General features: G+C 38.6%; 25 protein-coding genes and 1 pseudogene. 18 read left to right on the top strand and 8 right to left on the bottom strand.

Features of this window, described 5'->3' with window-relative positions:
- The first annotated feature begins 218 nt into the window (after positions 1-218).
- A complete protein-coding gene (locus NSR00_RS00675; RefSeq protein WP_340789098.1) occupies positions 219-1,223 on the top strand; it encodes a mannose-1-phosphate guanylyltransferase in 1,005 nt (334 codons plus the stop codon).
- Positions 1,220-2,335, top strand: coding sequence for a glycosyltransferase family 4 protein (locus tag NSR00_RS00680; RefSeq protein WP_339199204.1), 1,116 nt, complete (start codon positions 1,220-1,222; stop codon positions 2,333-2,335). The genes NSR00_RS00675 and NSR00_RS00680 overlap by 4 nt, the downstream gene beginning before the upstream one ends.
- Here the strand turns inward: NSR00_RS00680 and NSR00_RS00685 are convergent.
- The 3 genes and pseudogenes from NSR00_RS00685 to NSR00_RS00695 all read right to left on the bottom strand — a co-directional run.
- Complete coding sequence (locus tag NSR00_RS00685) at positions 2,329-3,276, bottom strand: GDP-L-fucose synthase family protein (RefSeq protein ID WP_327862821.1); 948 nt, start codon at positions 3,274-3,276, stop codon at positions 2,329-2,331. The two genes, NSR00_RS00680 and NSR00_RS00685, sit on opposite strands and share 7 nt — an antisense overlap.
- Positions 3,273-4,496, bottom strand: coding sequence for a glycosyltransferase family 2 protein (locus NSR00_RS00690; protein WP_339199208.1), 1,224 nt, complete (start codon positions 4,494-4,496; stop codon positions 3,273-3,275). Before NSR00_RS00690 ends, NSR00_RS00685 begins: the two co-directional genes overlap by 4 nt.
- Before the next feature lie 560 nt (positions 4,497-5,056).
- Positions 5,057-5,433 (bottom strand): annotated as a pseudogene (locus NSR00_RS00695) (transposase); the annotation flags it as partial.
- Between the two features lie 246 nt (positions 5,434-5,679).
- Between NSR00_RS00695 and gmd the strand changes: the two are divergent.
- From gmd to NSR00_RS00735, 8 genes are read left to right on the top strand one after another with little or no spacing between them, the layout of a single operon-like run.
- Positions 5,680-6,660 (top strand): GDP-mannose 4,6-dehydratase, encoded by a 981-nt coding sequence (gene gmd / locus NSR00_RS00700; protein WP_327862823.1) that lies wholly within the window; start codon positions 5,680-5,682, stop codon positions 6,658-6,660.
- Between the two features lie 5 nt (positions 6,661-6,665).
- Complete coding sequence (locus NSR00_RS00705; protein ID WP_340786218.1) at positions 6,666-7,304, top strand: acetyltransferase; 639 nt, start codon at positions 6,666-6,668, stop codon at positions 7,302-7,304.
- A gap of 37 nt (positions 7,305-7,341) precedes the next feature.
- Complete coding sequence (locus tag NSR00_RS00710; RefSeq protein ID WP_327862825.1) at positions 7,342-8,457, top strand: DegT/DnrJ/EryC1/StrS family aminotransferase; 1,116 nt, start codon at positions 7,342-7,344, stop codon at positions 8,455-8,457.
- A 6-nt stretch (positions 8,458-8,463) separates the two neighbouring features.
- Positions 8,464-9,501 (top strand): glycosyltransferase family 4 protein, encoded by a 1,038-nt coding sequence (locus NSR00_RS00715; RefSeq protein WP_327862826.1) that lies wholly within the window; start codon positions 8,464-8,466, stop codon positions 9,499-9,501.
- Positions 9,498-9,998, top strand: coding sequence for a hypothetical protein (locus NSR00_RS00720; protein ID WP_340786223.1), 501 nt, complete (start codon positions 9,498-9,500; stop codon positions 9,996-9,998). The genes NSR00_RS00715 and NSR00_RS00720 overlap by 4 nt, the downstream gene beginning before the upstream one ends.
- A 34-nt stretch (positions 9,999-10,032) precedes the next feature.
- Positions 10,033-11,667, top strand: coding sequence for a hypothetical protein (locus NSR00_RS00725; protein ID WP_340786226.1), 1,635 nt, complete (start codon positions 10,033-10,035; stop codon positions 11,665-11,667).
- A 21-nt stretch (positions 11,668-11,688) separates the two neighbouring features.
- On the top strand, positions 11,689-12,393 hold the full coding sequence (locus NSR00_RS00730; protein WP_327862829.1) for a sulfotransferase family 2 domain-containing protein: 705 nt from the start codon (positions 11,689-11,691) through the stop codon (positions 12,391-12,393).
- A 26-nt stretch (positions 12,394-12,419) separates the two neighbouring features.
- Positions 12,420-14,156 carry a DUF4214 domain-containing protein gene (locus NSR00_RS00735; protein WP_340786232.1) on the top strand — a complete coding sequence of 579 codons (1,737 nt, stop codon included), beginning with the start codon at positions 12,420-12,422 and terminating at the stop codon, positions 14,154-14,156.
- 47 nt (positions 14,157-14,203) lie between these two features.
- Here the strand turns inward: NSR00_RS00735 and NSR00_RS00740 are convergent, their stop codons facing one another.
- A complete protein-coding gene (locus NSR00_RS00740; RefSeq protein WP_340786235.1) occupies positions 14,204-14,977 on the bottom strand; it encodes a sulfotransferase family 2 domain-containing protein in 774 nt (257 codons plus the stop codon).
- 179 nt (positions 14,978-15,156) lie between these two features.
- Here NSR00_RS00740 and rfbC point away from each other — a divergent pair, with 179 nt between their 5' ends.
- From rfbC to rfbD, 3 genes are read left to right on the top strand one after another with little or no spacing between them, the layout of a single operon-like run.
- Positions 15,157-15,720 carry a dTDP-4-dehydrorhamnose 3,5-epimerase gene (gene rfbC / locus NSR00_RS00745; protein ID WP_327862832.1) on the top strand — a complete coding sequence of 188 codons (564 nt, stop codon included), beginning with the start codon at positions 15,157-15,159 and terminating at the stop codon, positions 15,718-15,720.
- Entirely contained in the window at positions 15,717-16,697 is a 981-nt protein-coding gene (gene rfbB, locus NSR00_RS00750) for a dTDP-glucose 4,6-dehydratase (protein WP_327862833.1), read from the top strand. Before rfbC ends, rfbB begins: the two co-directional genes overlap by 4 nt.
- A complete protein-coding gene (rfbD, locus tag NSR00_RS00755; protein ID WP_340786237.1) occupies positions 16,694-17,545 on the top strand; it encodes a dTDP-4-dehydrorhamnose reductase in 852 nt (283 codons plus the stop codon). Before rfbB ends, rfbD begins: the two co-directional genes overlap by 4 nt.
- Before the next feature lie 130 nt (positions 17,546-17,675).
- On the opposite strand, the gene NSR00_RS00760 is transcribed toward rfbD, so the two are convergent.
- The 4 genes from NSR00_RS00760 to NSR00_RS00775 all read right to left on the bottom strand — a co-directional run bounded on the left by NSR00_RS00760 (position 17,676) and on the right by NSR00_RS00775 (position 21,650).
- Complete coding sequence (locus NSR00_RS00760) at positions 17,676-18,422, bottom strand: sulfotransferase family 2 domain-containing protein (RefSeq protein WP_339199232.1); 747 nt, start codon at positions 18,420-18,422, stop codon at positions 17,676-17,678.
- Between the two features lie 84 nt (positions 18,423-18,506).
- Positions 18,507-19,478: a CgeB family protein gene (locus NSR00_RS00765; protein WP_340786241.1), complete on the bottom strand. Its 972-nt coding sequence runs from the start codon at positions 19,476-19,478 to the stop codon at positions 18,507-18,509.
- Between the two features lie 17 nt (positions 19,479-19,495).
- Positions 19,496-20,533 carry a hypothetical protein gene (locus NSR00_RS00770; RefSeq protein WP_340786243.1) on the bottom strand — a complete coding sequence of 346 codons (1,038 nt, stop codon included), beginning with the start codon at positions 20,531-20,533 and terminating at the stop codon, positions 19,496-19,498.
- Between the two features lie 397 nt (positions 20,534-20,930).
- Complete coding sequence (locus NSR00_RS00775; protein ID WP_340786245.1) at positions 20,931-21,650, bottom strand: hypothetical protein; 720 nt, start codon at positions 21,648-21,650, stop codon at positions 20,931-20,933.
- 272 nt (positions 21,651-21,922) lie between these two features.
- On the opposite strand from NSR00_RS00775, the gene NSR00_RS00780 reads away from it, so the two are divergent.
- The 5 genes from NSR00_RS00780 to NSR00_RS00800 all read left to right on the top strand — a co-directional run bounded on the left by NSR00_RS00780 (position 21,923) and on the right by NSR00_RS00800 (position 23,498).
- Positions 21,923-22,390: a hypothetical protein gene (locus tag NSR00_RS00780; RefSeq protein WP_340786248.1), complete on the top strand. Its 468-nt coding sequence runs from the start codon at positions 21,923-21,925 to the stop codon at positions 22,388-22,390.
- A 73-nt stretch (positions 22,391-22,463) separates the two neighbouring features.
- The gene (locus tag NSR00_RS00785) at positions 22,464-22,616 is read left to right on the top strand and encodes a hypothetical protein (RefSeq protein ID WP_186439289.1); all 153 of its coding nucleotides are present in this window, start codon (positions 22,464-22,466) and stop codon (positions 22,614-22,616) included.
- Positions 22,597-22,803 carry a hypothetical protein gene (locus NSR00_RS00790; RefSeq protein ID WP_340786252.1) on the top strand — a complete coding sequence of 69 codons (207 nt, stop codon included), beginning with the start codon at positions 22,597-22,599 and terminating at the stop codon, positions 22,801-22,803. Before NSR00_RS00785 ends, NSR00_RS00790 begins: the two co-directional genes overlap by 20 nt.
- A 136-nt stretch (positions 22,804-22,939) precedes the next feature.
- Positions 22,940-23,071: a YjcZ family sporulation protein gene (locus tag NSR00_RS00795; protein ID WP_340786255.1), complete on the top strand. Its 132-nt coding sequence runs from the start codon at positions 22,940-22,942 to the stop codon at positions 23,069-23,071.
- A 169-nt stretch (positions 23,072-23,240) separates the two neighbouring features.
- Positions 23,241-23,498 (top strand): stage VI sporulation protein F, encoded by a 258-nt coding sequence (locus tag NSR00_RS00800; protein WP_340786258.1) that lies wholly within the window; start codon positions 23,241-23,243, stop codon positions 23,496-23,498.
- The last annotated feature ends 337 nt before the right edge of the window (positions 23,499-23,835 follow it).

A 23,835-nucleotide genomic window follows, 5' to 3' on the forward strand; every position in this document is an offset into this window, starting at 1 on the left:
AGAAAATGTAAATATTTAAAAATCCGCTGTTCTCCATCGCCAATGTCTGTTCTTATATATAATTTTATGAAAAACGGCATGATACTTGCTCTATCACTTTAAGGATTCCTTCTTTCAGCGCCTAAATCTGTTTATTCAAGGCGGTTTATTCAAACAAAAATCTATGCCTTGCGTAAAATACTGTGAAACTCGAAACGAGGTGTTGCTTTTTGAAAGTCGTGATAATGGCTGGAGGACAAGGTACAAGATTTTGGCCTTGGAGTACAAAGGAAAAACCTAAGCAATTTCTTCCGCTCACCAAACAGGATGAAACGATGCTAGAGCAAACATATAAACGTTTTTCCGGGCAGATGCCGGTTGAAAATATATATATTATTACTACAGCACAATATAAAAATTTGATAAAAGATCAATTGGGCATCTCTGATGAACAGATCCTCATCGAACCCGCCCAAAGAGATACTGGACCATGCATGGCTTTTTGCGCTCGAACATTTTTAAAAAAACAGGATGATGAAGTATTTGCTGCTGTACCTGCAGATCACTATATTCCAGATGCTAATGAGCTGTTAAAGGTTTTGAAAGCTGCCGAAAAAATAGCTTGCAGGTCTAATACGATCGTGACGCTTGGCATAAAACCGGATAGGCCGGAAACGGGTTATGGCTACATTCAATGCGTGAAGAAAGAGGATTCGGTATTCAGGGCGAAAGCATTTATTGAAAAACCTTCCTACGCTCTGGCAAAAACGTTGTATCAAATGGATCATGTTTTTTGGAACAGCGGCATTTTTATTTGGAAACCATCGACCATTGCGTACTATTTGGAAAAGTTTCAACCTGAATTGTGGGAGCCGTTTACGAAAGACGATGAGCATGTCCAAAAAGTGTATAAGTCCTTGCCGAAAATTTCAGTTGATTATGCCATTTTAGAGAAAGCGGACAACATTTACACAATTTCTGTTGACTTACAGTGGAATGATGTAGGGAAATGGAGTTCATTGGAACATTTTTACTCCTCATCAGAGGAAGAAAACATTTTGATAGGGCAAGTCACGGCCAGTGATGTAAAAAATTGTCTTGTAAAAGTCGATCAAAAGCATGCGTTATTGATTGGAATTCAAGATTTGATTGTCGCTTCAACAAAAGATGGTCTCTTAATTTGTCATAAATCAAAAGAACATGAAATCAAAAGGTTGTTAAAGGAACGAGATGACGGAACATGAAAATTGCGGTAAACATGATTCAATTTTGGTCAGGAAAAATGGGCGGGATGGAGCAGTTTGCTGCCAATTTAATAGAGGGAATGTCTAGAACATCTGAGCATGAATTTTATCTGTTTCTGAACGAATTTCAGATGCATTTGTTCAACATCGAAGGATGTAATGTAAAAAAATTGAGCGTTTCCATGAACAATTCTACGGAAAAACAGTTGAAGACTTGGATTGATCAATTAAACATTGATGTTTTATTGTGCCCATTGTTTACAAGGTTTCCAAAAGTTGTTCACATTCCGGTTTGTGTTTTAATTCCCGATGTTCAGCATGAATATTTTCCGGAGTTTTTTCAACAAAGTGAAAGGGAAAAACGCAATCGCGATATAAAAGATGCCCTCGAACATGCCGACCGCATTATAACGATTTCAGATTTTTCTAAACGGACAATAATCGAAAAATTCGAAGTAAATAAAAAAGAAATAGATGTCATTTATGGAGATGCTCCGAAAGAGTTTCAGCAGCCTATCAGGAAACAAAAAATCGAACGCATCAAAAAAAAATATCAGCTTCCGGTTGAATTCGGTCTATATCCAGCCAATTTCTGGCCTCATAAAAACCATCTGAATCTGCTGAAGGCGTTATCCGTTGCAAAAAAATACCACAACTATTCAATATCCATTGTTTTTACAGGTTATGAAAAAGCTGATCTTCAACAGTTTGACAAAATCCAAAGTCTCGTTCAAAAGCTGCAATTAGACGAACAAATCTCCTTTTTAGGATATGTGCCGAAAAAAGATATACCGTACATGTATCATCTCGCTAGCTTCCTCATCTATCCTTCTCTTTTTGAAGGATTTGGCATTCCGTTAGTTGAAGCGATGAAAACCGGTACCCCCATCGCCGCAGCAAACGCCGGGAGCATACCGGAAATCGTCCAATCAGCGGGACTTTTGTTCAATCCGTATGATCCGAACGATATAGCAGATAAACTCGTGAAAATAATGGATGTAAAGATAAGAAAAAAGGTGATTGCGAAAGGAAAAGTCCGCTCAAAAAATTTTTCATGGGATAAAAGCGGACAAAAATTGCTTGAAATCTTTCATCAAATAAAAAATCATTGATTGGTGAAGTCCCTATGTTTTCGGTACCATTCAATCGTTTGCTGCAAACCTGTTTTTAAATCGGTTTTGGCTGAAAAGCCAAATTTTTCTTTTGCCAAACGGATATCCAACTTCCTGCGGGGCTGTCCGTCCGGTTTCGTTTCATCCCATAAGATGTCTCCTTCAAACTCCGTCAACTCTTTAATTAAATGAGCGAGCGCTTTAATAGATATTTCTTTCCCTGTTCCGATATTGACAGGCAGTCCCTCGTCATAAAGTTCCGTCGCCAATACAATTGCACATGCAGCATCTTTCACATAAAGAAATTCTCTCGTTGCATGGCCGGAGCCCCATAAAACAATGTGTTCGCTTCCTAGTTCTTTTGCATCCAAACATTTGCGGATGATTGCGGGAATGACGTGGGATGTTTCTAAATCGAAATTGTCCCATGGACCGTATAAATTGACAGGGATTAAAAAGATGGAATTAAAACCAAATTGCTTTCGGTAACTTTGAGCTTGTACAAGCAGTGCTTTCTTCGCTATGCCGTAAGGTGCATTTGTCTCTTCAGGATAGCCGTTCCATAAGTCTTTTTCTTGAAAGGGAACGGGTGCAAGCCTAGGATAAGAACAGACTGTGCCGACAGTGACAAACTTTTTTACGCCGAACCTTCTTGCTTGTTCCATTAATTGAACACCCATAATTAAATTGTCATAAAAAAACGTTGCCGGTTTTTTTTGATTGGCTCCAATGCCGCCGACAACAGCTGCTAAATGAATGACAATGTCTGTTTTGAAATCTTTGAACATATTGATAATGTCGCTTTCTTTTCGTAAATCGTAGTCGCGGCTTCTTGGAATAAAGATATTTTGGCATCCTCGTTCTTTCAGGCAGCTGACAACATGTTTTCCAAGAAAACCAGATCCTCCAGTCACAATGATCTTTAATTCTTTTATGTTCATGTATTTTCATCCTTTTCTTGAAAGTGTGCATCAGGAAAATGTTGATGAACCCACTTCGTTATTTCACGAGCTCCCTTTTCAAAATTTTGGTAAAATTCCCATTCCTTTTTAGATAGAGGAAGGAGATGGTCCAGCCGAAAAATTGTTTCTCCTGCGTAATACTGGTCATGAGGCCGTTTCAATTTCACTTCAATTATCTCCCTGTTTTTTATGAAAAGAGGAATCACAAGTTCAAAAGATCCTTTTCGAATAGTTGAATGATAAACCGTTTTTCCATTGTGGACAATCTCAATGCGGCATGTGCGAAATTTTTTTAATTCACCTTTAAATAAAATGGCTTGAACAGGCTCTGAAGGATTGGAATTGATCGTCGCGGAAAAACTTGGAAGGTAATCTACCTTCTTTGACAAATGTACTTTTGAACTTTTTCCAAGCAGCGAATATTTTTTGAATAAATACAGAAATTGGTAAGACCCTTTGTGCCGGAAATGGTTGAGAAAAAAAAGAATCCATTGTTTGGACACTGCCCCGAAATGCTGTTTGAGCGTTTCGATAATTTCAGGAAAGCCGGCATCAAATAGTTTCGCACCTGTTTTGCTGTTTGCATAAAATCGGGTGTTTGCTAAATATTTATTTAGAAACCCAAACGTTTCTTTCCTTTTTGCCATTCGAATCCATAAATCGTAATCCATGCAAAAATCAAGATGTTCATTGACCCCGCCGGCACGATCGAAAGCTGTTTTTTTGATAAATGCTGCCGGCTGGCATATGAAACAAGAATGAAATAATTGATTCATAGTAAAAGGACGAACAGGATAGGAGCGGATGATTTCGTTTTTTTCATTTATAATAAACGCTTTTCCATACACAACTGTCCACTCTGGATGTTGCTCAAATGCTTTCACTGCGTTTGAAACAGCATTCTGGCAATACGTGTCATCGGAATTCAGCCAGCCGATGATGTCCCCTTTAGCCAAATTCAGCCCTTTATTGATTGCCTCTGACTGTCCATTATCCGGCTCAGAAATATACCGAAATCGCAAGTCTGTTTGGCGGTATTTTTCTAAAATGTCAAGAGTTCCATCCGTTGAACCGCCATCAATGACAATGTGTTCCAATGAGAAATAATCTTGAGACAGCACGCTTTGTATTGTGTCTTCGATAAAATGAGCTTGATTGAGAGATGGAGTGATAATGGTAACATGGGGAACTGTTTGCATCATGTACCTCCTCAAAAAAATTTAAGATCATAAAAAGCCTATCTATATATATGGGTGAACTTCTTCATATGTGAGAGATGGAAATAGGGTCAAGTCCAAATTATTGTGTAAATTCCCCTTTGATGTTTTTTGCAAAATAAAAGTGCAGAGAATTGCAAAATCCTTATGCAGTGATATGCAATGGTGCTTTACATGGAGGAGCCATGATAACCTTTTTTGGTTTTGCCAAAACTGTTGAAGCTGGCGCTTGGCTAAAGAATCATGGTTACAGAGGATCCATGTCAAGCCCTTGATGGATAGATCACATATATGTATATTTATTCAAAATTTTGATAAAGATATACTGCAACACTCTGTATTTTTTTTCTTGCAGAAAACACCTTTGATAGAAAACATGGACCTGATGGCTTGACGTATAGAAGGTAAGTCCGGCAAGTCTCCCAGCCGGTCGCCTTCCCGGACAAACGATCATGTTGTCAAGGAACAGACGTGCCAAGGAGTTTTGCGGCATATCTCGCTTCGCTCCGATATTCCATGTTCTCCTTGACACAGCGAAGGGGTTATCCTACTCTCTTGATCGCCGAAGCCTTCTGATTCACCGATCGAGCTTCTTGCTCTTTCATTTTCCGCCACTGCCAATATTCGGACATATCCAAGTATTTACGTCCGGACATCCATTTTTCGTCAATAACGATCAACACGGCACCAACGAGGAGGTACACCGATTCCCAGTTCGGAAAGATGCGAATCACCCGTTCTCTACGGCGGATTTCTTCGTCAGCCGTTCTACCCAGTTGGTCGTGCGCAGGCGCCGCCGCTAACGGTCCGGTTAGTCCAATGCAGCTGTGGCGTCTTCAAATCCTTCTTCGAGGATCTGCATGGCTTTTGGCACTTTTTCCTCCCATTTGGCCAGCACTTGTTCCAATAGCAGCCATGCCCCGTGCAAAAGTTCATCATTTTCAGTAATATGATTTTGAGCCATTGTTGTATTCCTCCTTATGTGTAGTGTTTTGTCCACAGTTTATTCTACCAAAGGGGAAACAACATGGCTCTTTTTCTATTTCCTTTTTACACAATTATATGGACATAACTGAAAATAGGCTGATCATTTATACGCTTTTCTTTTTAAAACATATATTGTTAGCACGTAGAAATGGCTTTTGATATGGATGGGGATGATAACTTGAAAAAAGCGTTGATTACCGGTATAACTGGGCAGGACGGATCTTATTTAGCCGAGTTTTTGCTGAAGAAAGGATATAAAGTATATGGATTAAAAAGGAGAAGTGCAACGCCAAATCACCAAAATATTGAACATATCGAAAAAGAAATTGACATGATTCCCGGTGATGTACAAGACTTATATTCTCTTATTCATGCAATGAAGATTGCCCGGCCTGATGAAGTCTACAATTTAGCTGCTCAATCATTTGTCGGCGATTCATGGCACCAGCCGTTTTTTACAGGCAGTGTGACTGCACTGGGTGTCGTCAACATGCTCGAAGCTGTAAGGAACGTAAACCCAAACGCAAAATTTTATCAAGCCTCAAGCAGCGAAATGTATGGGAAAGTGGCTGAAGTACCGCAAACGGAAACAACCCCTTTTTATCCAAGGAGTCCTTATGCTGCTGCAAAAGCATACGGTCATTGGATTACTGTTAATTATCGGGAAAGCTATTCTCTTTTTGCCTGTTCAGGCATTTTATTTAATCACGAGTCGCCAAGGAGAGGCCTTGAATTTGTTACACGAAAAATATCAGATGGGGTGGCGAAAATTAAACTGGGCTTGGAAAAAGAACTAAGGCTTGGGAATTTGGAGTCCAAAAGGGACTGGGGATTTGCCGGTGACTATGTGGAAGCAATGTGGCTGATGCTTCAGCAGGAAAAACCTGATGACTATGTCATCGCCACCGGAGAAACCCATACAGTAAAAGAATTTGTCAATATTGCCTTCAATCATGTCGGTCTTGATTGGCGAGAATTTGTCATCCAAGATCCAAAATTTTTCCGGCCTGCTGAAGTCGATTTGCTGCTTGGCGATGCGACAAAAGCGAAGAAAAAGCTCAACTGGAAACCGAGAGTATCTTTTGAAGAGCTGGTGAAAATGATGGTTGACTATGATTTAGAAAAATATTCATCACAGTTAAAAAAAGTTAATAGGTGAAGTCCATGAAAACAAAAATCGTGATCATTGGTGCCGGAGGTCATGCGAAGGTCATTATTGATATGCTAAAAAGCAGCAGCCAATTTGAGATAGCCGGCTGCACAGCCCCATCGAAAACAGAGTCCAACGTGCAAGGAGTGCCCGTAATAGGTGATGACAGCATCCTTCCCGGACTCCTTAAAAAAGGCATCCAGAATGCGTTTGTTGCCATCGGAGACAATAAAAAGAGGAGAGAAGCATTCGAACAGCTATCCTTATTAGGATTTCAGCACCTGAATGTCATCAGCCCGTTTTCTTATATAGCTCCGACTGTCAAGATGGGCAAAGGGGTTGCGGTAATGCCTGGGGCGGTGATAAATGCAGATGCAGTTATCGGTGATAATGCCATTATCAATACTGGTGCAACAGTTGATCACGATGCTGTCATCGAAAGCCACACCCATATAGCACCTGGATCGAATGTTGCTGGAAATGTACATGTTGGAGAAGGGGCGTTCATCGGAACTGGAAGCAAAGTGATTCCAAATGTAAAAATTGGAAGATGGTCGGTTATTGGAGCCGGAGCTGTGGTCATTCGGCATATACCTGATTATAAAAAGGCTGCCGGCGTTCCGGCAAGGATATTCAAAGAAAACAAGCCTTGACACAAAAATCAGGGATGAATGTAGAAAGGTGAACAACATGAGCAATCGTTATAACATTTCGTTAGCACACCCGCTTTTGAACGGGAATGAAAAAAAATACGTATTGGACTGCCTTGAATCAACATGGATTTCTTCGGTTGGAAAATATGTCGATGAATTTGAAAAGAAATTCGCTGAATTTTGCGGAACAAAATACGCCATCACATGTGCCAACGGGACTGTTGCCCTGCACCTTGCTTTACTGGCATGCGGCATAAAACCAGGAGATGAGGTGATTGTTCCGACATTAACGTATATCGCATCAGCCAATGCTGTTTCATATTGCGGAGCCTCCCCTGTATTCGTTGACAGCGAGGAGAAAACATGGAATATCGATCCGGAAAAAATGGAAGAAAAAATTACCGATCGCACGAAAGCAATTATGGTCGTTCACTTATACGGACACCCGGTTAATATGGAGCAAGTAATGAAACTTGCTGAAAAATATAATTTGTATGTTATCGAAGATGCAGCTGAAGCACATGGTGCCGAATACAAGGGAGAGAAAGTTGGAGCAATCGGACATATAGGCTGTTTCAGTTTTTTTGGCAATAAAATAATTACAACGGGAGAAGGAGGCATGATTACGACAAATGATAATAAGTTGGATGAGAAAATCCGATTGCTTCGAAATCAAGGAATGGATCCAACAAAAAAATATTGGTTTCCTGTCATCGGCTACAACTACCGCATGACAAATCTTCAAGCCGCTGTCGGCCTCGGGCAGCTTGAGAACATTCAATTTCATTTAAAGAAACGCCGCACCGTTGCCACTTTATATGACCACTATTTAAAACCGCTGGGAAAATTTATTGAAACTCCAAAGGAACAAAGTTGGGCCCGTCATTCATTTTGGATGTATTCGATTTTGCTGAAAAACCGCGCAAAAGTAGATCGAGACCAGTTTATGAATCTCTTGAGAAATGATGGAATCGAGACGAGGCCAATTTTTTATCCAATGCATACATTGCCGCCATATCAAGAGACGGAAGGCCGTTTTCCAATTGCTGAAAACATTGCGCGGCGGGGAGTGAATTTGCCAACTCATGCTCTCTTAACAGAAGAAGAAATTCAATATATAGCAGAACGTATTTTATACCATTGCAAAGGATAAAAGATGATGAAGATATTAATCGGAAGCACGTATGTACCTTATGTGAGGGGCGGCGCTACGTTCATAGCTGATTGGCTAAAGGCAAAGCTAGAAGAGTATGGCCATCAAACGGAAATGTTAAAAATACCTTTTCTCTCTTACTACCCGACGATGCTTCAGCAAATGAAAGCAATTCGTTCTTTTCCAATAAGCGAAAATATAGATCGGTTCATTGCCATCAGACCCCCAAGCTATTTGGTGAAGCATCCGCAGAAAGTGATCTGGTTTATCCATCATCATCGAGGGGCTTACGATTTTTGGGGAACCCGCTATCAAGATATTCCGAATACTGATAGCGGAAGGAATATTAGAAACAGAATGATAGAAGCGGACAATTTGGCCTTTTCGGAAGCAAAAAAAATCTTTGCTAACTCGCATACCGTCAAGAACCGCTTAAAAACATTTAATCATATTGATGCTGAAGTGCTCTATCCTCCTTTATATGATCCTGATGCATTTTATTGCGATAAGTACGGTGATTTTCTTTTTTATCCGAGCCGAATCGTTCATCATAAAAGGCAGCAATTAGCTATAAAAGCCATGAAATACACTAGGTCAGGTGTAAAGCTCATTATTGCAGGAAAAACCGAATCAAAAGAAATGGCATTTCTTTTAGAACAAATGATCGAAAAGAATGGCTTAGCAAACAAAGTTTGGATTCTAAATAGATGGATCACGGAACAGGAGAAAATTGCATTAATGGCAAAAGCGCTCTCCTGCTTATATATCCCATATCAAGAGGATTCTTACGGATATCCCTCTTTAGAAGCCTATTACTCTCGAAAACCTGTTATTACTTGTACTGATTCCGGCGGCACACTCGAACTGATTGAACATGAAGAAAACGGACTCGTGTCACAACCGGATCCGAAAGAACTTGCCAAATGTTTTGATAGACTTTATTTCAGCAGGAAACTGGCTAAAAAGCTCGGTGAAGCAGGATATGAAAAATTGAAATCAATGGACATTTCTTGGAACCATGTTGTTCGGAGGTTATTGAGTTGAGAATCGCTGTTGTGAAAAACTTTATACCTTTCCAAAAAGATTGTATAGAAGAATTAGCCAGGAAGTTAGTAAACAAAATAAGTCAATTCGGACATCAAACGGAAATTATCCACATCCCTTTTGATTGGACAGATTCAAAAGCTTTGATTGACCACGTGAAGTCGATCAGGCTGCTTCATCTTCAATGTTTTTTTGATCAAATTATTGCACTTGAAATTCCGGCCTGTTTCGTCGATCATTCGAGCAAAACATGGTGGCTTATGAACACCAGTTCTTTTTTTCAGGAGTTGGAAAAAAAGAATTTAAAGCCGCGTATGATCGATAAAGTGATTCACTTTGGAGCAAGATCAATTGCTGATGTTTCAGCCATTTATACACCGTCGATTAAAGATCGTGAATTCATCCAGAGACATTGGAAGAAAGACTGTGAAATATTGTCCCATCCTTTATCTGAACATAAATGCTGGGACAAAGTCATCGAGAAACTCATCTGTTGATGTGAAGAAAAGACCGAATTTTGGAGGTGTCAGAATGATTGCACCAAGGATTTATTGGCTTTGCACTCATCAAACGCTGCGATATGAGGAAATTCCGTTGTTAATTGAGGCCGGCGCCGAAGTCATTCCATGTTTGGGAGACCGGTTTTGGTTAAAATTTGACAGCCGCTACGATGATGAAACAGACCGGCTTTATCCGCATTGGAGGAAGTCATGCACGCTTCCCACCAATATTGTGGAACAGATTAGAAGAATAAACATATTAGGAAAAAAAGGAAATTTGTCAACAGAAGAAGCAAAACTGATCAATCAATGGATCGATTGCATATTTGTTTCAAACTACCCAGAAATTTTGCAAAATATTAGCAAATGGTTTCATGGATACATTGTATTCCGTGTTTTTGGCCATGGAGATTATACAACTTATACGGAGCAAATGAACCGTCTTCATGTAGATATCGGTCAAATCACTGCATCCGAACGATATGTTTGGTGCCCGATATTACATTCTTTAGATGATCGGGAAGATAAGAGAATCATCAAAAATAAATTTTATTTAAATGCATTTGTATCAAAAGAAAGGCTTGAATTTGCATGGAAAGGTCCATTTTCCAAACCATATGTAAGCACGACGATTTCCTATTTGGACAGTAATCCTGCAGCAAGGGGGATTTTCGAAAATTTTATAAATGAATTTCAAGAGATTCCATTCGTTGTTCTTGGAAAAAATTCTAAAAATGCAGTTAAAGGCATATCCGACAAAATTCTTGGCCATTTGGACGATTTGTCATTTTATTCGAAAATTACAGAAAGCCGGATTTTCGTTTATTTCGGTTTAGGCTCCAACTACCATTTGCATTACACTCCGATTGAAGCGATTGAAATGGGAGTGCCAGTCGTTTTTCTTGAAAAATCAGGTCTGGCTCAAGAAGCACGCGATCACGGTATAAACGACAATGAACTGAAAAAAATCGGCATGTGTGCAAATCCAAAAGAAATAAAACAGTTTGTCTTGAGCAAAATGAACAATATTCAAGCTTTGCAAAACCTTGCGAACGATCAATCGAACGTATTTGGAAAAATATTCAGCCGCCAAGCAGCATTAACTAGAACGAAAATATTTTTCCGCCGCATAAGGCCGTACATTCGGGAACGTCGAAAAGAAGAGCGTGCACAAACAACGATTACAAATCTATCAAAAAATACCTTATTCCGAAGCCCTGATATTCAAACGGATTTGCCGGTCATAATGGGGCAACGGACAGTTTTCAGTATGGAGAACATCAGCGGAACAACGGGAAAAATGATTTACGACCACAAGGGCGAATTTATTGCGAAGAGGGCTGAAAAAGGTTCAGATCCGGTAGGAATGTTGATAGGACAATATATTCAGAAGATGTCCCCTGGCCGGTATTCTTTTTCTCTTGAATTGATCAGTGGACAATCGTTTCCTTCATCTGTTGGAGTTTTTTCGATCGGAGTTTGGAATCCAGAGTTTCAATTGATTAGATCAACTGCTGTTTCCAATTTAAAGCAAGGAAAAAATATTGTTGCGTTTTCTGCGGAAATATCGCAACAAACAGCTGAACTATTGAAGGAAATTAGGTTTGTCTGGAATGGAAATCATACGTTTGAGTTAAAGAATTTAATCGTCGAAAAACTGGATTAATCTGAGAAAAGGGTGAGCAAAGTGAATGGAAATGAACTTCTCATTTTTCTTCACATCCCAAAAACAGGCGGTACGACTTTAACAAAAGTGATCGAACAACAATATCAAAACAATTTTCATTATGAAAAAGGGGATTTATCTAAACTAAAAATGGATCTGGAACGAGCTGAGACAATTTTAGGTCATCTGCCTTTTGGCGCGCATCGTTATGTATCTAAAAAATGCACTTATATCACAATGTTGAGAGAACCGGTTGAACACGTTACTTCATGGTTTTATTACCGCTATAAAAGCCCCTACTTCGACCCTTATGACGGCAGTTTTGAAGATTATTTAAACGATGACATATTCAATTTGACCTATAGCAATTTGCAAACCCGTTTTATTTGTGGGGATGATCCTCCAAGTTTTGAAAAAGCGAAAATGATTTTAACAACTTATTTTTCTGTCGTGGGCATTACGGAACTTTTTGCCGAGTCACTGTTTTTTATGAAAAAGAAGTTTCATTGGCAAGAAGTCTTTGTGGAAAAAAGTAATGTCAACCGCAATCGGCCTTTAAGAGAACACTTGCCAAAATCGACGATTGAAATAATATGTAAAAAAAATGAAATTGATTTAAAAGTGTATAATTTTGCTAAAAATAAGCTTTTAAAAAAAATAGCAGGGCTAGATGATCAAACGAAGCGTGAGCTCAATCAATTTAAAAGAAATTTTGCATCCATTTGAATTTGGATGGAAGGAGATGCCTTCAAATGAATTTTGCCGAATTGCGAAAAAGAAACAAACAATTACAAAAAATGTATGGCCATTGCGACAAGACGATTGTGCATTTTTTGTCAAAAGTGCTTCAGCTGGATGGAAATGACTTCGTTTGGGAGCTATACAGACAAATACTTGAGCGGGAGCCGGAAAAAGATAGTTTGCAGGCTCTTGCTACACAGGCTTCTAGTAGTCGCAAAAAGTTTGCAATAATTCTAAAAATGATGCAAAGCAAAGAGGCTAAAAAATTATATGCAAACAATCAATTGAAAAACAACGAACAAACAGTATTAAAATTTATCAGAGAGTGTCTGTGTACCCAAAATGAAGACTTCATACTTAAAATCTATGAACATTTTCTTCTTCGCAAGCCAAGACAAGAAGAATGGAATGATCAAATTCAGCGGCTTCAACAAGGCATTTCCCGAATCAAAATCATCTTTCGTCTCATCTATTCAGAAGAATTTCGAAAGCTTTTAATGGCTCTTGCTTTCGCTTCCAAAGTCCAGCCAGAAAGAGAACATCTTCATAAAGGAAGGAGCAAGGTGGAAAAATCATTTTCGAACAATGTAACAATAGGAGTATTTCTCTGTTACTCTATAAAGATTCACAATTTTGACGGCGAAGGGATTGGGCGTTTTGTCATAAGACTTCTTGAAGGAATGTTAAAAAACAACGGCCGTATTAAAACAATAATAGCAATAGAGGCGCTTAATTATGGCGTAATCCAACAGGCGTTTCAAACTTTGTTAAAAGTATTTCCTGCACAAATAAAGTTGATTCAATTTGAAACAATTGGCTGGCTGAACGAAAACGTAATGGTTGATGGCTGGATCGTCCCATACGCCGGGATGAAACAGGCAGCTGATTTAAAACAGCCGATGATTCTCTGTCTGCATGATCTTGTTTACACACATTTTCAAGGCATGTATAAACAAAATAAAATCTTTTACGATCAATTTCATGAAACTGTAAAAAAGGTAGCAGAGAAAGCTAAAAAAATTGTATTTCATTCCGAATTTATCAGAAATCATGAAGGGCTGCGTGTGCTAAAACTGCCTATTGAGAAAACGTGCGTAATCAGACTTGCTGCGCCGAGGGAGGAGTACAGCTCATCCGCTGTAACAACGGAAGAAGCATTTAGGAACAAATATAAACTGTATGGAAATTATATGACATATCCAACAGTGTTTCGCTGGCATAAAAATATAGAAAGGCTTATTGAAGCGTTTTTGCGATTTAGTAAAAATTATCCAGAAGCAGATCTGAAATTTGTTTTCACTGATCATTATGTAAACAGCCCTTTAGCTGGAAAGATAAAAGATATTTTGCAGAAGGAGCAAGTAGCGGGCTTCAGAAACCGGATTATTTTTTTAGGGAGGCTGCCGTGGGCTGATATTTCCCTTCTATATAAATATGCCATTGGCACAGTTGTTCCAACGCTTTTTGAAGGCAGCTGCCCGTTTCAAATGCTGGAATCATTACTTATGGGGACTCCTGTTGCTGTCAGCAATATGGAAGTGGTAAAAGAGATAGTTCATGATTTGAACGTTTTTGTCCCATTTAATCCTTATCAAATAGAAGAGATTGAACGGGCGCTCTTCAACTTGTGGAAACAGCACAATCATCTCCTGCCAAAACAATTGGCGGCCTTTCGCTCAACTTTGGAGCGAACGTGGTCAGATGTATCAAGCGAATATTTGGCATTGATGCATGAGCTCATAGGTTAAAGCTCGCTAATTTCTCTGAACTCTCATCTCCGTTTCCCTCTGCTATATTAATGTAATTGTTTATACTCGTTTATTTTTTTCTTAAAAATTTTCAAATGTTTTTTTGTCAAAAAATCTAAAGAGGAAATTCGATCGGTTAATCGCTGTTTGGCAAATTCATAAAGTTTTATATCTGTTCTATTGTTTTCTTTGATTTTTTCAATTGTTTCCTGGGAAATTTCATGTTTTGCGGGTCTTTTTTTTGTGACATTTGCTTTCGTATAAAGCGTGTTCGCCCATTGAAATTGTTTCATCAACAAAAATAAAGATTCATCAAACATGTCCGTAATGCCGACAACAGAAAAATATGTTTCTATATTTTTTTTTGCCTGTTCAAAATCTTCTTCTGATAGAGGAGAACCAAACTTTCCCCCTAAAATGTAATGAGTTTGCAAATTTTGATTCATTGGTGATTCCTGATATTCTTCCAAACTCATCTTTGAAACTTTTAAATGAGAATTATGCCAGGGAATGCTTCGGATAAAATAATACTCTGAAATGATCCGATCAACCGGATCTCTTAACAGTGTAATATAAGTGCTTGGCTGCTTGAAAACATGATGAACTCCGAAAGGCATGTGACCTTGCAAGCATTTGACATCTTTTTCAGCTATCTCCTGAAGCCGTGTTTCCAATTGTTGATGGTCTAAGTATACGTCGAAAACATTACTTCTCGGGTAATTTTTTTTGATGATTTTTTTTAATGTTGTTCCGCCGGTTTTCGGCATATGAAGATGAATTACTAAAGGGGCTTTTTTTTGAATATGAATCATTGTTCCCATTTTCATCCGCCTTTTTTACAATTTTTTATCATTTGCTGTTTTATATATAATTACAATATTTTTAGCAATGTATGAAAGTTCTAGGTTGTTCCTTTAATTTCTTTCTCTTTTAAGAGGCGGATGCAGTTCATGAAACCGTTGATGCGTTCATAAAATGAAGATATGGGGAGGAACGCGCAATGAATGTCATAAACACGATGTTCCCGGATGTCTTTCTGTTTGAACCAGACGTTTTTCTGGATGAACGCGGATATTTTATGGAAGCATTTAACGAAAAAACGCTGCAAAAGCTTGGATTTTCTTTCAAATTTGTCCAAGATAACCATTCTTTTTCCAACTCTTCTGGAGTTTTGCGTGGTCTGCACTATCAGCTTTCTGAAAAAGCGCAAACAAAGCTGATTCGCGTCATAAAGGGAGCTATTTGGGATGTGGTCGTTGATCTTAGAAAAGGATCGCCGACTTTCAAAAAGTGGGAAGGATTTATTTTATCAGAGAATAACAAAAGACAGCTTCTTGTACCGAAAGGCTTTGCCCACGGTTTTTGCACCATCGTCAAAGAAACAGAAGTAATCTATAAAGTGGATGAATTTTATTCACCGGAATTCGACCGCGGAATTTGTTGGAATGATGATGAACTTCAAATCAGCTGGCCTGTTCAAAAACCGATTCTTTCGGTAAAAGATGCAAGTCTTCCTCCGCTTCGTGAGGCAGAAAACGATTTTGTCTGGAGGAGTTGGCCGTGAACATTCTTGTTACAGGCGGATGCGGCTTCATCGGAAGTCATTTTATTCGCCGGATGATCGCGCGATATGCCGATTATAAGCTGGTGAATCTTGATTTATTGACTTATGCGGGGAATTTGGAAAACTTAGGAAATATAAAAGCGCATCAAAACTATATGTTTATTCAAGGCGATATTCAGGATCGGAAGCTCGTCCGACAAATCATTGAATCTGAACAAATTGACGCCATTGTCAACTTTGCCGCCGAATCCCATGTAGACTTAAGCATTCGCGAGCCGGAAGTTTTCGTCCGTACAAATGTGCTTGGAACGCAAACTCTTCTGGAAGCTGCAAAAGATTTCAGTATACAAAAGTTTGTCCAAATATCTACCGACGAAGTATACGGATCCCTTACTAAATTCGGCTGTTTTACGGAAGATTCGCCGCTGAAACCGAACAACCCGTATTCTGCAAGCAAAGCAGGGGCTGATCTTCTTGTGCGATCCTATTATAAAACGTACGGGTTAAACGTTAATATTTCAAGATCATCCAACAACTACGGCCCTTTTCAATATCCAGAAAAGCTGATTCCGCTAATTATTACAAACGCATTGGAGGGAAAGAGGCTGCCGATTTATGGAACCGGAGAAAACATCCGGGACTGGATATATGTAGAAGATCATGTTGCAGCTATTGATTTGATCCTTCATAAAGGAAAGCCGGGAGAAATATATAATGTCGGCGGCCGAAATGAACGTACAAATAATGAAATCGCCAAGCTAATTTTGGAGCAATTGAATTTATCTGATGAATGGATCGAATATGTGCAGGATCGTCCGGGGCACGATTTCAGATACGCGGTCAATCCTGAGAAAATTGAGAAAGAGCTTGGATGGAGGCCGAACCGCTTATTCAGGGATGGTTTAAAGAAAACGATTCAATGGTATGTGGAGCATGAATCGTGGTGGAAGCCGCTAAAAAAAGGTGAGAAGGGATGAAAATTGTTGTTACGGGAGGCAAAGGGCTGTTAGGGACAGACTTGACACAAATTATAAAACAGAAAGGGTATGAAGTTTTTTCTTTTGGCAAAGCAGAACTAGATGTTACGAATTTTGACAAAGTTTATAAAGCATTTCAAGAGGCTGAACCTGATGTTGTCATTCATGCGGCTGCCTTCACGAATGTAGATTTGGCGGAAAGAGAGCAGGATCTAGCTTATTTGATCAACGGAATAGGTACGCGAAACGTTGCGGTATTGAGCGAAAAAGTCGGAGCGAAGCTGATGTTGATCAGCACAGATTACGTTTTTGATGGGGAAAAGAATCGCCCTTACAACGAATTCGATGTTCCAAAACCGCTCAATATATACGGACATTCAAAACTGCTGGCAGAAACATTTGTCAAACAGTTCCATTCAAAATGGTTTATTGTCCGAACGTCATGGCTGTTTGGCGAAAAAGGGTTAAATTTTGTCAAGACGATGATCAAATTGGCGAAAGAAAAGAAAAACATTCAAGTTGTAAATGACCAAATCGGTTCGCCAACATACACGAAAGATCTTTCCGAAAAATTGATCGAGCTTATGGTTACGGAAAAATACGGGGTGTACCATATTTCCAATGCCGGAGAATGTTCATGGTTTCAATTTGCCAACCAAATTTTAAACAAAGCAGGCTACACAGATATCAAAATCATCCCTTGCACAACAAAAGAAATAAATAGACAAGCAAAACGTCCGCATTATTCCGTCCTTGACAATTTTGCTTTAAGACTAAATGGATTTGCCGGCCTGCGTTCGTGGGAAGAGGCTTTGAAGGAGTATATGGTGAACAATAGGGGACATTAACGAAACAAGGGGCTGTCCAGAAAGTCAAATCCCCATTGAAAACAAAAAATCATAACACCGATATATCAACGTTTCTAATACATTAAAGGGGGCATCAATAAGCCGTAAAAATGACTTATTAGACACCCCCTCAAGTTTGTTTCTTCAAATATTTGTTCAATTCTTGTTTTTCTTTAGCTGTAAGCTCATCCAGCATCTTCTCCAATTTTTCTTTTGCTTTACTATAAAGGGCAAGATCCAACTGATTTTTTGACTCAATGAGCTGGATCAAAGAATCGTCAAGATCACTTTTTTTCGGTCTGTTATTAGTTTGATTTACCTTTTGATAAGAAATATTTTTCCAACCTAAATGTTTTTTCATTAAAAAAATCGATTCGTTAAATTTTTCCGTAACGCCGACAACTGAAAAAAACTGCTCCATATTTTTTAGCGCAAGCTTTAAGTCAGGAATTTTTTTACCGGACATAAATCTCGTTTGGTGGTTGTTTACCGGAACATGAAATTCAGGATGTTTTTCTTGGACAAACTGTTCGAAGGTGACTTTTTTCGCCAATTGGTGCAATCGATTTTGCGGGCGTTCTAAGATAAAATAATAAGTGGAAATAACCCGTTCAACAGGATCTCTTAGCATGGAGATATACGTAAAGGACCGCTTTTGTATATGCTGATGAATTCCAAACCGATTGTGTCCATAGAGAGCCTTTATTTGTGTGTTATCCGCCTGTTTCATTTGTTGATTAAGATCGAGATCAGATCGAATAAGCATAATTTCTTTCAGACGGTATTGTTGTTCCATCAGTTTTCTAATAGTAAGTCCTCCGGTTTTTGGAATATGCATGAAAATAACGAGCGGAAGCCTCATGTGTTTTTTATACATTTGCTCACTCTCCTTAAAGTATCTATACTTTATGTTTTATGCATTTGAAGAGTGAATGTGTTTCTTAGAAAAAAAATACATCAATTACTCATTTTTTCCAGAAATCGAGTCAATCATTTGTTTCAATCTGTTTTCAAATGAATCACGGCTTTTGGCGGTTTTTTGTGCATTTCGGCCGATTCGTTCCCGTTTCTGCTTGTTTTTCATATAACGATCTATTTTTTGTACGGCTTCTTGAAAGTCAGAAAAAATGCAAATTTCTTCTTCCTCCATAAAAAAATCTTCCAAGTCATCGCTTTTTTCAGCAATTTGAAAAGCTCCGCACGCTGCAAGATCAAACGTCCGATTGTTCAATGATCGAAATGGTATGAAGTCAAGCGTGTCATTATGGGAATCGTTGATGGGCCTTAAAGTGTTGACATTGATCTCCGCGCTGTTGTAATAGGATGAAGCGATGCCGGGAGAAACCCAACCGTAATGGACAGATACCCGTTTTTGTTGATGTTTCGAAAGATTTAATTTCCATAATCCAACTAGTTTTACTCGGTAAGGCGTTTCCTTGATCAGAAGCTCCGCGAGTTTTTTTCGGTTCTCATACGGGTAGCCGATGATGCAAATATCGCTTTTAAAAAGAGGTGCCGCTTGTTTTGGATAAAATGTAGAAAAATCTGTTCCAAGCGGCAAATAAAAGGCGTTTTGAATTCCCTGTTTTTGATACCAGCCGGCGCTAAATCGATCAACAGTAAAAACAAAGTCAAACCAAAAAGCATATTGTATTGTTTTTTTTAAATAGTAAGGATCTTCTGTCAGCCAAACTGCGGCAAGAACGTTTCTTTTTTTCATAAGTTTTAGTTTTTGCAGCGGAATTTTGTCGCCAATCATTGTTAAAGCAAGGTCTGGCTGAAATTTAAGTAGCAATTCTGTAAGCTTTTGAATCGGCTCTAAAGGGTGGTGAACGACAAATGGAATGGACAGTTTGTTAAAGGCGCGAAAAAGGGATCGGTCAAAAAACGTGTAAATTCCTTTATGGCCAGATGGAATGTAGAGAATTTTCATTAAAACATGACCGCCTTTTAATTTATAATAATTTTGTTTTCAAATGGAATGCCGTTTTTCTTTTCCTGGCAATATACAAAACCTTCAATGACTAGCGCTTCATCGAAATCATCTAAAGGGAAAACAATGTGAAATCCTTCAAAGGAAATTTTTTCGTATGGTTCGATCGCCATTTTTTCACTAGGTTTTAGCCAGTATTCCCCTTTTTCTTGAATTTGTTTTCGCCAATCAGGGTGCAAATACTTCCATTCCATGGAAGAATCAGTTTTATAGTTGAAATCATTTTCGTTTTGTTTTTTTGTTGTAATAATTTTTCCGCTGAATTGAACATGTTGATGAGGGTGGATTTTAATGCATAATACAGGATGGTGCAAAGTTTGTTCTGTAATGTTTTCTATCTCGGCATGGCCAAGAATCGTTACCGGATCACCGTTTTCATGAGGAAGAACAATCGAGTGTATAAAACGAGCGCGAATCGGATCGTCCATAAAGGCGGTGTTTTCCTTTCCTACCGCATCAACCTCTTTTTGTTCAACGTGTTTCTCGTATAGTGATTGGAATAAAAATTGAGAAGTATTTAAAAGTTCATTTCGTTCAGCTGTCAATAAATCGATGCGAAATTGTTCTTTTTCAAGCCTTTTATCTAGTTGTGTAATCAATCGTTCTTTTTCCAACAATAGTTGATTGATCTTTTCGTCAGAAGATTGCTTTTCTTTTAATAGGTTAGTAACTGCTGCTTTTAACAGTTTTAATAGGTCGTTTCGTTCCTCTTCAACAATGGAAAGCTGCATGTTCATCTTCTCAGCATTTTTTTCAGCTTCTTTCAATTTGGATTGAACGTATTGGATTTCTTGTTCAAATTGTTCTTTTGCGATGCGATATTGTTCGCCGGTTCGGATGACTGCTTTGTAATAATCTGTTTTCTCCCGTTCTTGAAGAAGTTTATTCTGAACGCTTGCCAATTCGTGTTTGTATTTCGAAATTTCGGACTTATAGTGGATAAGCTGCTGCTGAAGTTGTAAATAATCCTGTTTGCCCCGTTTTGTTTTGTTCATTGAATCGCCTCCTCGGACAAATAAATATTTTGCTTTTTTCTTGAAAATAGAAAACAGTTATTAGCCATTTCTTTCAAAAAGAAGCGCTTTTAAAACATAATTGTAACAGGATATAAATGGAAGAAATTAGTCATTCTATCTGATTTTGACCAAGCCTGCAGTTGATTCTGATCATTGGTTTAAATCCCATATGTATACGGAATTTGGCGCATAAGCGGTTCAAAATCCGTATAAAGGGACGAAAACTTTCGAAAGCGCTGTTCTCGTTTAAGTTTCAACAAAACCATCTTTGAAAGAACAGTTTTTCTATACATATGTATGTTTACTTCTTTAAACACTTTCCCGGAAAAATGAGAGGAAAAATAAAAAGGGGAGGACATCCCCTTTTCCAGTTGATTTAGTCATCCAAGTCGTAGTCGTCACCAGGGAAAATTTCCGGACATTGCGGCGGAACTTGCACGGCCGAACATGTAAGAGTTGTAGGCAGATCGCGACGGGGTTTGCAAAATTTCCCTTCCACCTCAAGCTTCACTTGGGCTTCCATTTGCACATCTAGACAAATCATGATGGAAATATCTAGTTGGCTGAATGATGTATTATCACAAATCATGTTCGCGTCGCTTTCAAAAAAGGAAACATGGCTGTTTAATGTTGTGCCGGGTGGTGCGCAAAGGAAGAAGGTTTGAACCGTTGCAAATGGAATAGCATCTGACACACAAGTGACAGATCCTTGCAAATCGGAGATCGCAACGACAATATACCCTCTGATGAGCACTTTTACTTTTTGAAGGGTAATTTTTCCATCCCTTGGCAAATGAACGACTACTGATTGACGACCTTGCGGCTGAACAATTTCTGTCACTGATATAGCGTTTGGAGAATTTGGATCAACGGGATTTCCTAAACTGTCTGACAAGTAGCAATTGACATTTACAGGCCCATCATCATACAGCGCACACGGATCTTCCGATGTACCTGTCACTCCTTCGCAATCAAAACCGATGGATGATAAATCTCTAAAGCTTAACTGAGGAAGATCAATTTGACGGCTCACCCAGTCATAAACTTTCGGAACGCGAATACATAATCTTTCTGTATCATGTCCCAAATGGCTCATGCTGTTACCTCCTAATCATTCTGATTTCCAAAACCTTCTTAGGTGTCGGACTACTGTATATTATGAGCAAACTGGTTAAATGTGCAGTGACAGGAGCGGAAATTTTGAATTTGTTTTGCTAAAAAAATCCCTTTCTTTGAAGCAATGAGAGAGAATCTCTATATTTGCCTATACGCACAAGTCAATATACAAAAGTCATATGCATCTTTTTCTTGGGCTTTTGTCAACATTTTTCATTTGAGCTCATACATTTACAGTAAGAGGTGAGGAAGATGGCGCAAATAAATAAAGAATTTTTGCAGCGGATGAGAGCGGAGCTTGCGTTTTATAAAGAAAAAGCAAAAGAATCGATAGAATTAGAAATATTATTGCAGGAAAAAGAACGGGAACTTGAAAAAATCATCAAAGAAAACGAGAAGCTAAAGGAAACGATCGAACAGCACCGCCAAAGCAATGATCGAAATCATGAGTGGGAGGAACAAAAAAAACTTTTAGAAAAAATCGAGGCGTTAAAAAAGCAATTAGCTGAAAAAAATCACCATCCGTATGAATATGAAAAAAAGGCTGATGAAAAGAAGCAGGGAGATTGGTTTTTCCGAAATTTAAAAGAAACGAAAGCTATTCAAGGAAGAGTTGAGCCTCATGAGTGGAAAGAATATTTTATAAAAGAAAAAAACGAAAAGAACAACCAAAGAGAATTTCATTTTTTGATGATGGACGATGTGGTCAAAAACGATTAGAAAGAACACAGATTAACCTTATTCTTCATACGATGAATAAGGTTCTTATTTTGAGGGAAAGGGGAGAAACCTCTTGAAAGAAAACATAAAAGTTTTTTCCGGTTCATCGACGAAAGAAAATGCGATCAAAAAGAAGATGATGAAAAAGAAAATGCATCCTTCCGGAATAAAAATTTACAATTCAACGACTTCTGGTGGCTGCGGCTGTGGGAAAAAAGGATTTTAAAATTGGATATACGAACAAGCTCGAAAAGGAATTCGTCAAATGGATCGAAGGTATGTACAAAGAACATGACAAAGTGCAGCAAAAATGTTCAAGCTGGATGATGAAAAAAGACAGGGAGCTTTTAGACCTTGAAAAAACGGCGGCAAAATTTGAAAAAGAGATCGAAAAGATTGAAAAACAAATTTGATAGGGAAATGAAAAGGGAATCAAAACAGGTTGAAACCCCACCTAAAAAATCCGCACTTGCCCATCTTATGTGTCCACTCCAAATGAGGAATTGCTTCATACAGTATAGTGATGAATAAAGGAGGAGGTGCAGAAAAATGGGCTTTGGTTACGGATATGGTGGATACAGCTATCCTTATAGCGGCGGTTTTCATAATAACAGCTTTGTGCTAATCGTCATTTTATTCATCTTGTTGATTATCGTTGGTTTTTCCTGTTTTAAATACTAATCTGTAATTCTTTTACAATACTAATGGTGAGTGCTGGTCACGGATGGATGTCCGCCTTTTAGAAGGCGGACTGTACTTTTTCTTCATCACGTTTTCATTTCATTTTCATAAAATATTAAGGCCTGTTATACAGGTCATTTCGACAATTTAGGAGGGGACGAATTTCAGAATGGATCATATTTTTAAAAATATTGAGAAAAAAACCGGCGTCAATATGAAGGATGTACTCGAACTGGCCAATTCTTTGCAAAATGCCAATTTCAATGATGAAGAAACTGTCAGAAAAGTGATCAAGCGGGTTGCGCAATTGGCAAATCGGCCGGTTTCAAGAGAATTAGAAAATAAAATTGTCAATGCGATTGTAAACGGAAAAGAAAATATGGATTTTAACACCATTGCCAATATGTTGGACAATAAGAAAAAATAGCGCGTCAGCGGGTGTGCTCCCGCTGACGGTTTTATAGCAGCATTGGCTATAAAACCCCACAAGAGCTAGAGGACTACATTCGGCGTACTGCCTAATGGCTATCTTAAGATTGTGCACCCGCTTTACATGGAGTGGCGGGCATGATGGCCTTGTTTGGCGATGCCAATTGTTTTACACTTCTGCTTTATGGCAGCATGGAAGGAAAAGAGAAAATAGGGCAGCTTTTTTCCATCCAGACTTTTGCCAATTAAGATAGCAGAGCTGTTCAGCCAACAGCAGATTATGCGAAACGAAAACTGCGAAACAAATGTTAGAATGGATGAAAAATATTTCAATT

It is taken from the genome of Aeribacillus sp. FSL K6-8394 (assembly GCF_038008865.1).
Taxonomy (GTDB): domain Bacteria; phylum Bacillota; class Bacilli; order Bacillales; family Aeribacillaceae; genus Aeribacillus; species Aeribacillus composti.

Bases quoted from the DNA above. Each gene is read 5' to 3' on its own strand.
- rfbD (WP_340786237.1), top strand. From the start codon at position 16,694: ATGAAAATTGTTGTTACGGGAGGCAAAGGGCTGTTAGGGACAGACTTG.
- NSR00_RS00725 (WP_340786226.1), top strand. From the start codon at position 10,033: ATGATTGCACCAAGGATTTATTGGCTTTGCACTCATCAAACGCTGCGA.
- NSR00_RS00770 (WP_340786243.1), bottom strand. From the start codon at position 20,533: ATGAACAAAACAAAACGGGGCAAACAGGATTATTTACAACTTCAGCAG.
- NSR00_RS00780 (WP_340786248.1), top strand. From the start codon at position 21,923: ATGGCGCAAATAAATAAAGAATTTTTGCAGCGGATGAGAGCGGAGCTT.
- NSR00_RS00740 (WP_340786235.1), bottom strand. From the start codon at position 14,977: ATGGGAACAATGATTCATATTCAAAAAAAAGCCCCTTTAGTAATTCAT.
- NSR00_RS00715 (WP_327862826.1), top strand. From the start codon at position 8,464: ATGAAGATATTAATCGGAAGCACGTATGTACCTTATGTGAGGGGCGGC.
- NSR00_RS00760 (WP_339199232.1), bottom strand. From the start codon at position 18,422: ATGTATAAAAAACACATGAGGCTTCCGCTCGTTATTTTCATGCATATT.
- rfbC (WP_327862832.1), top strand. From the start codon at position 15,157: ATGAATGTCATAAACACGATGTTCCCGGATGTCTTTCTGTTTGAACCA.
- NSR00_RS00800 (WP_340786258.1), top strand. From the start codon at position 23,241: ATGGATCATATTTTTAAAAATATTGAGAAAAAAACCGGCGTCAATATG.
- NSR00_RS00710 (WP_327862825.1), top strand. From the start codon at position 7,342: ATGAGCAATCGTTATAACATTTCGTTAGCACACCCGCTTTTGAACGGG.
- NSR00_RS00765 (WP_340786241.1), bottom strand. From the start codon at position 19,478: ATGAAAATTCTCTACATTCCATCTGGCCATAAAGGAATTTACACGTTT.
- NSR00_RS00735 (WP_340786232.1), top strand. From the start codon at position 12,420: ATGAATTTTGCCGAATTGCGAAAAAGAAACAAACAATTACAAAAAATG.
- NSR00_RS00680 (WP_339199204.1), top strand. From the start codon at position 1,220: ATGAAAATTGCGGTAAACATGATTCAATTTTGGTCAGGAAAAATGGGC.
- NSR00_RS00775 (WP_340786245.1), bottom strand. From the start codon at position 21,650: ATGAGCCATTTGGGACATGATACAGAAAGATTATGTATTCGCGTTCCG.
- NSR00_RS00795 (WP_340786255.1), top strand. From the start codon at position 22,940: ATGGGCTTTGGTTACGGATATGGTGGATACAGCTATCCTTATAGCGGC.
- NSR00_RS00690 (WP_339199208.1), bottom strand. From the start codon at position 4,496: ATGCAAACAGTTCCCCATGTTACCATTATCACTCCATCTCTCAATCAA.
- NSR00_RS00685 (WP_327862821.1), bottom strand. From the start codon at position 3,276: ATGAACATAAAAGAATTAAAGATCATTGTGACTGGAGGATCTGGTTTT.
- NSR00_RS00705 (WP_340786218.1), top strand. From the start codon at position 6,666: ATGAAAACAAAAATCGTGATCATTGGTGCCGGAGGTCATGCGAAGGTC.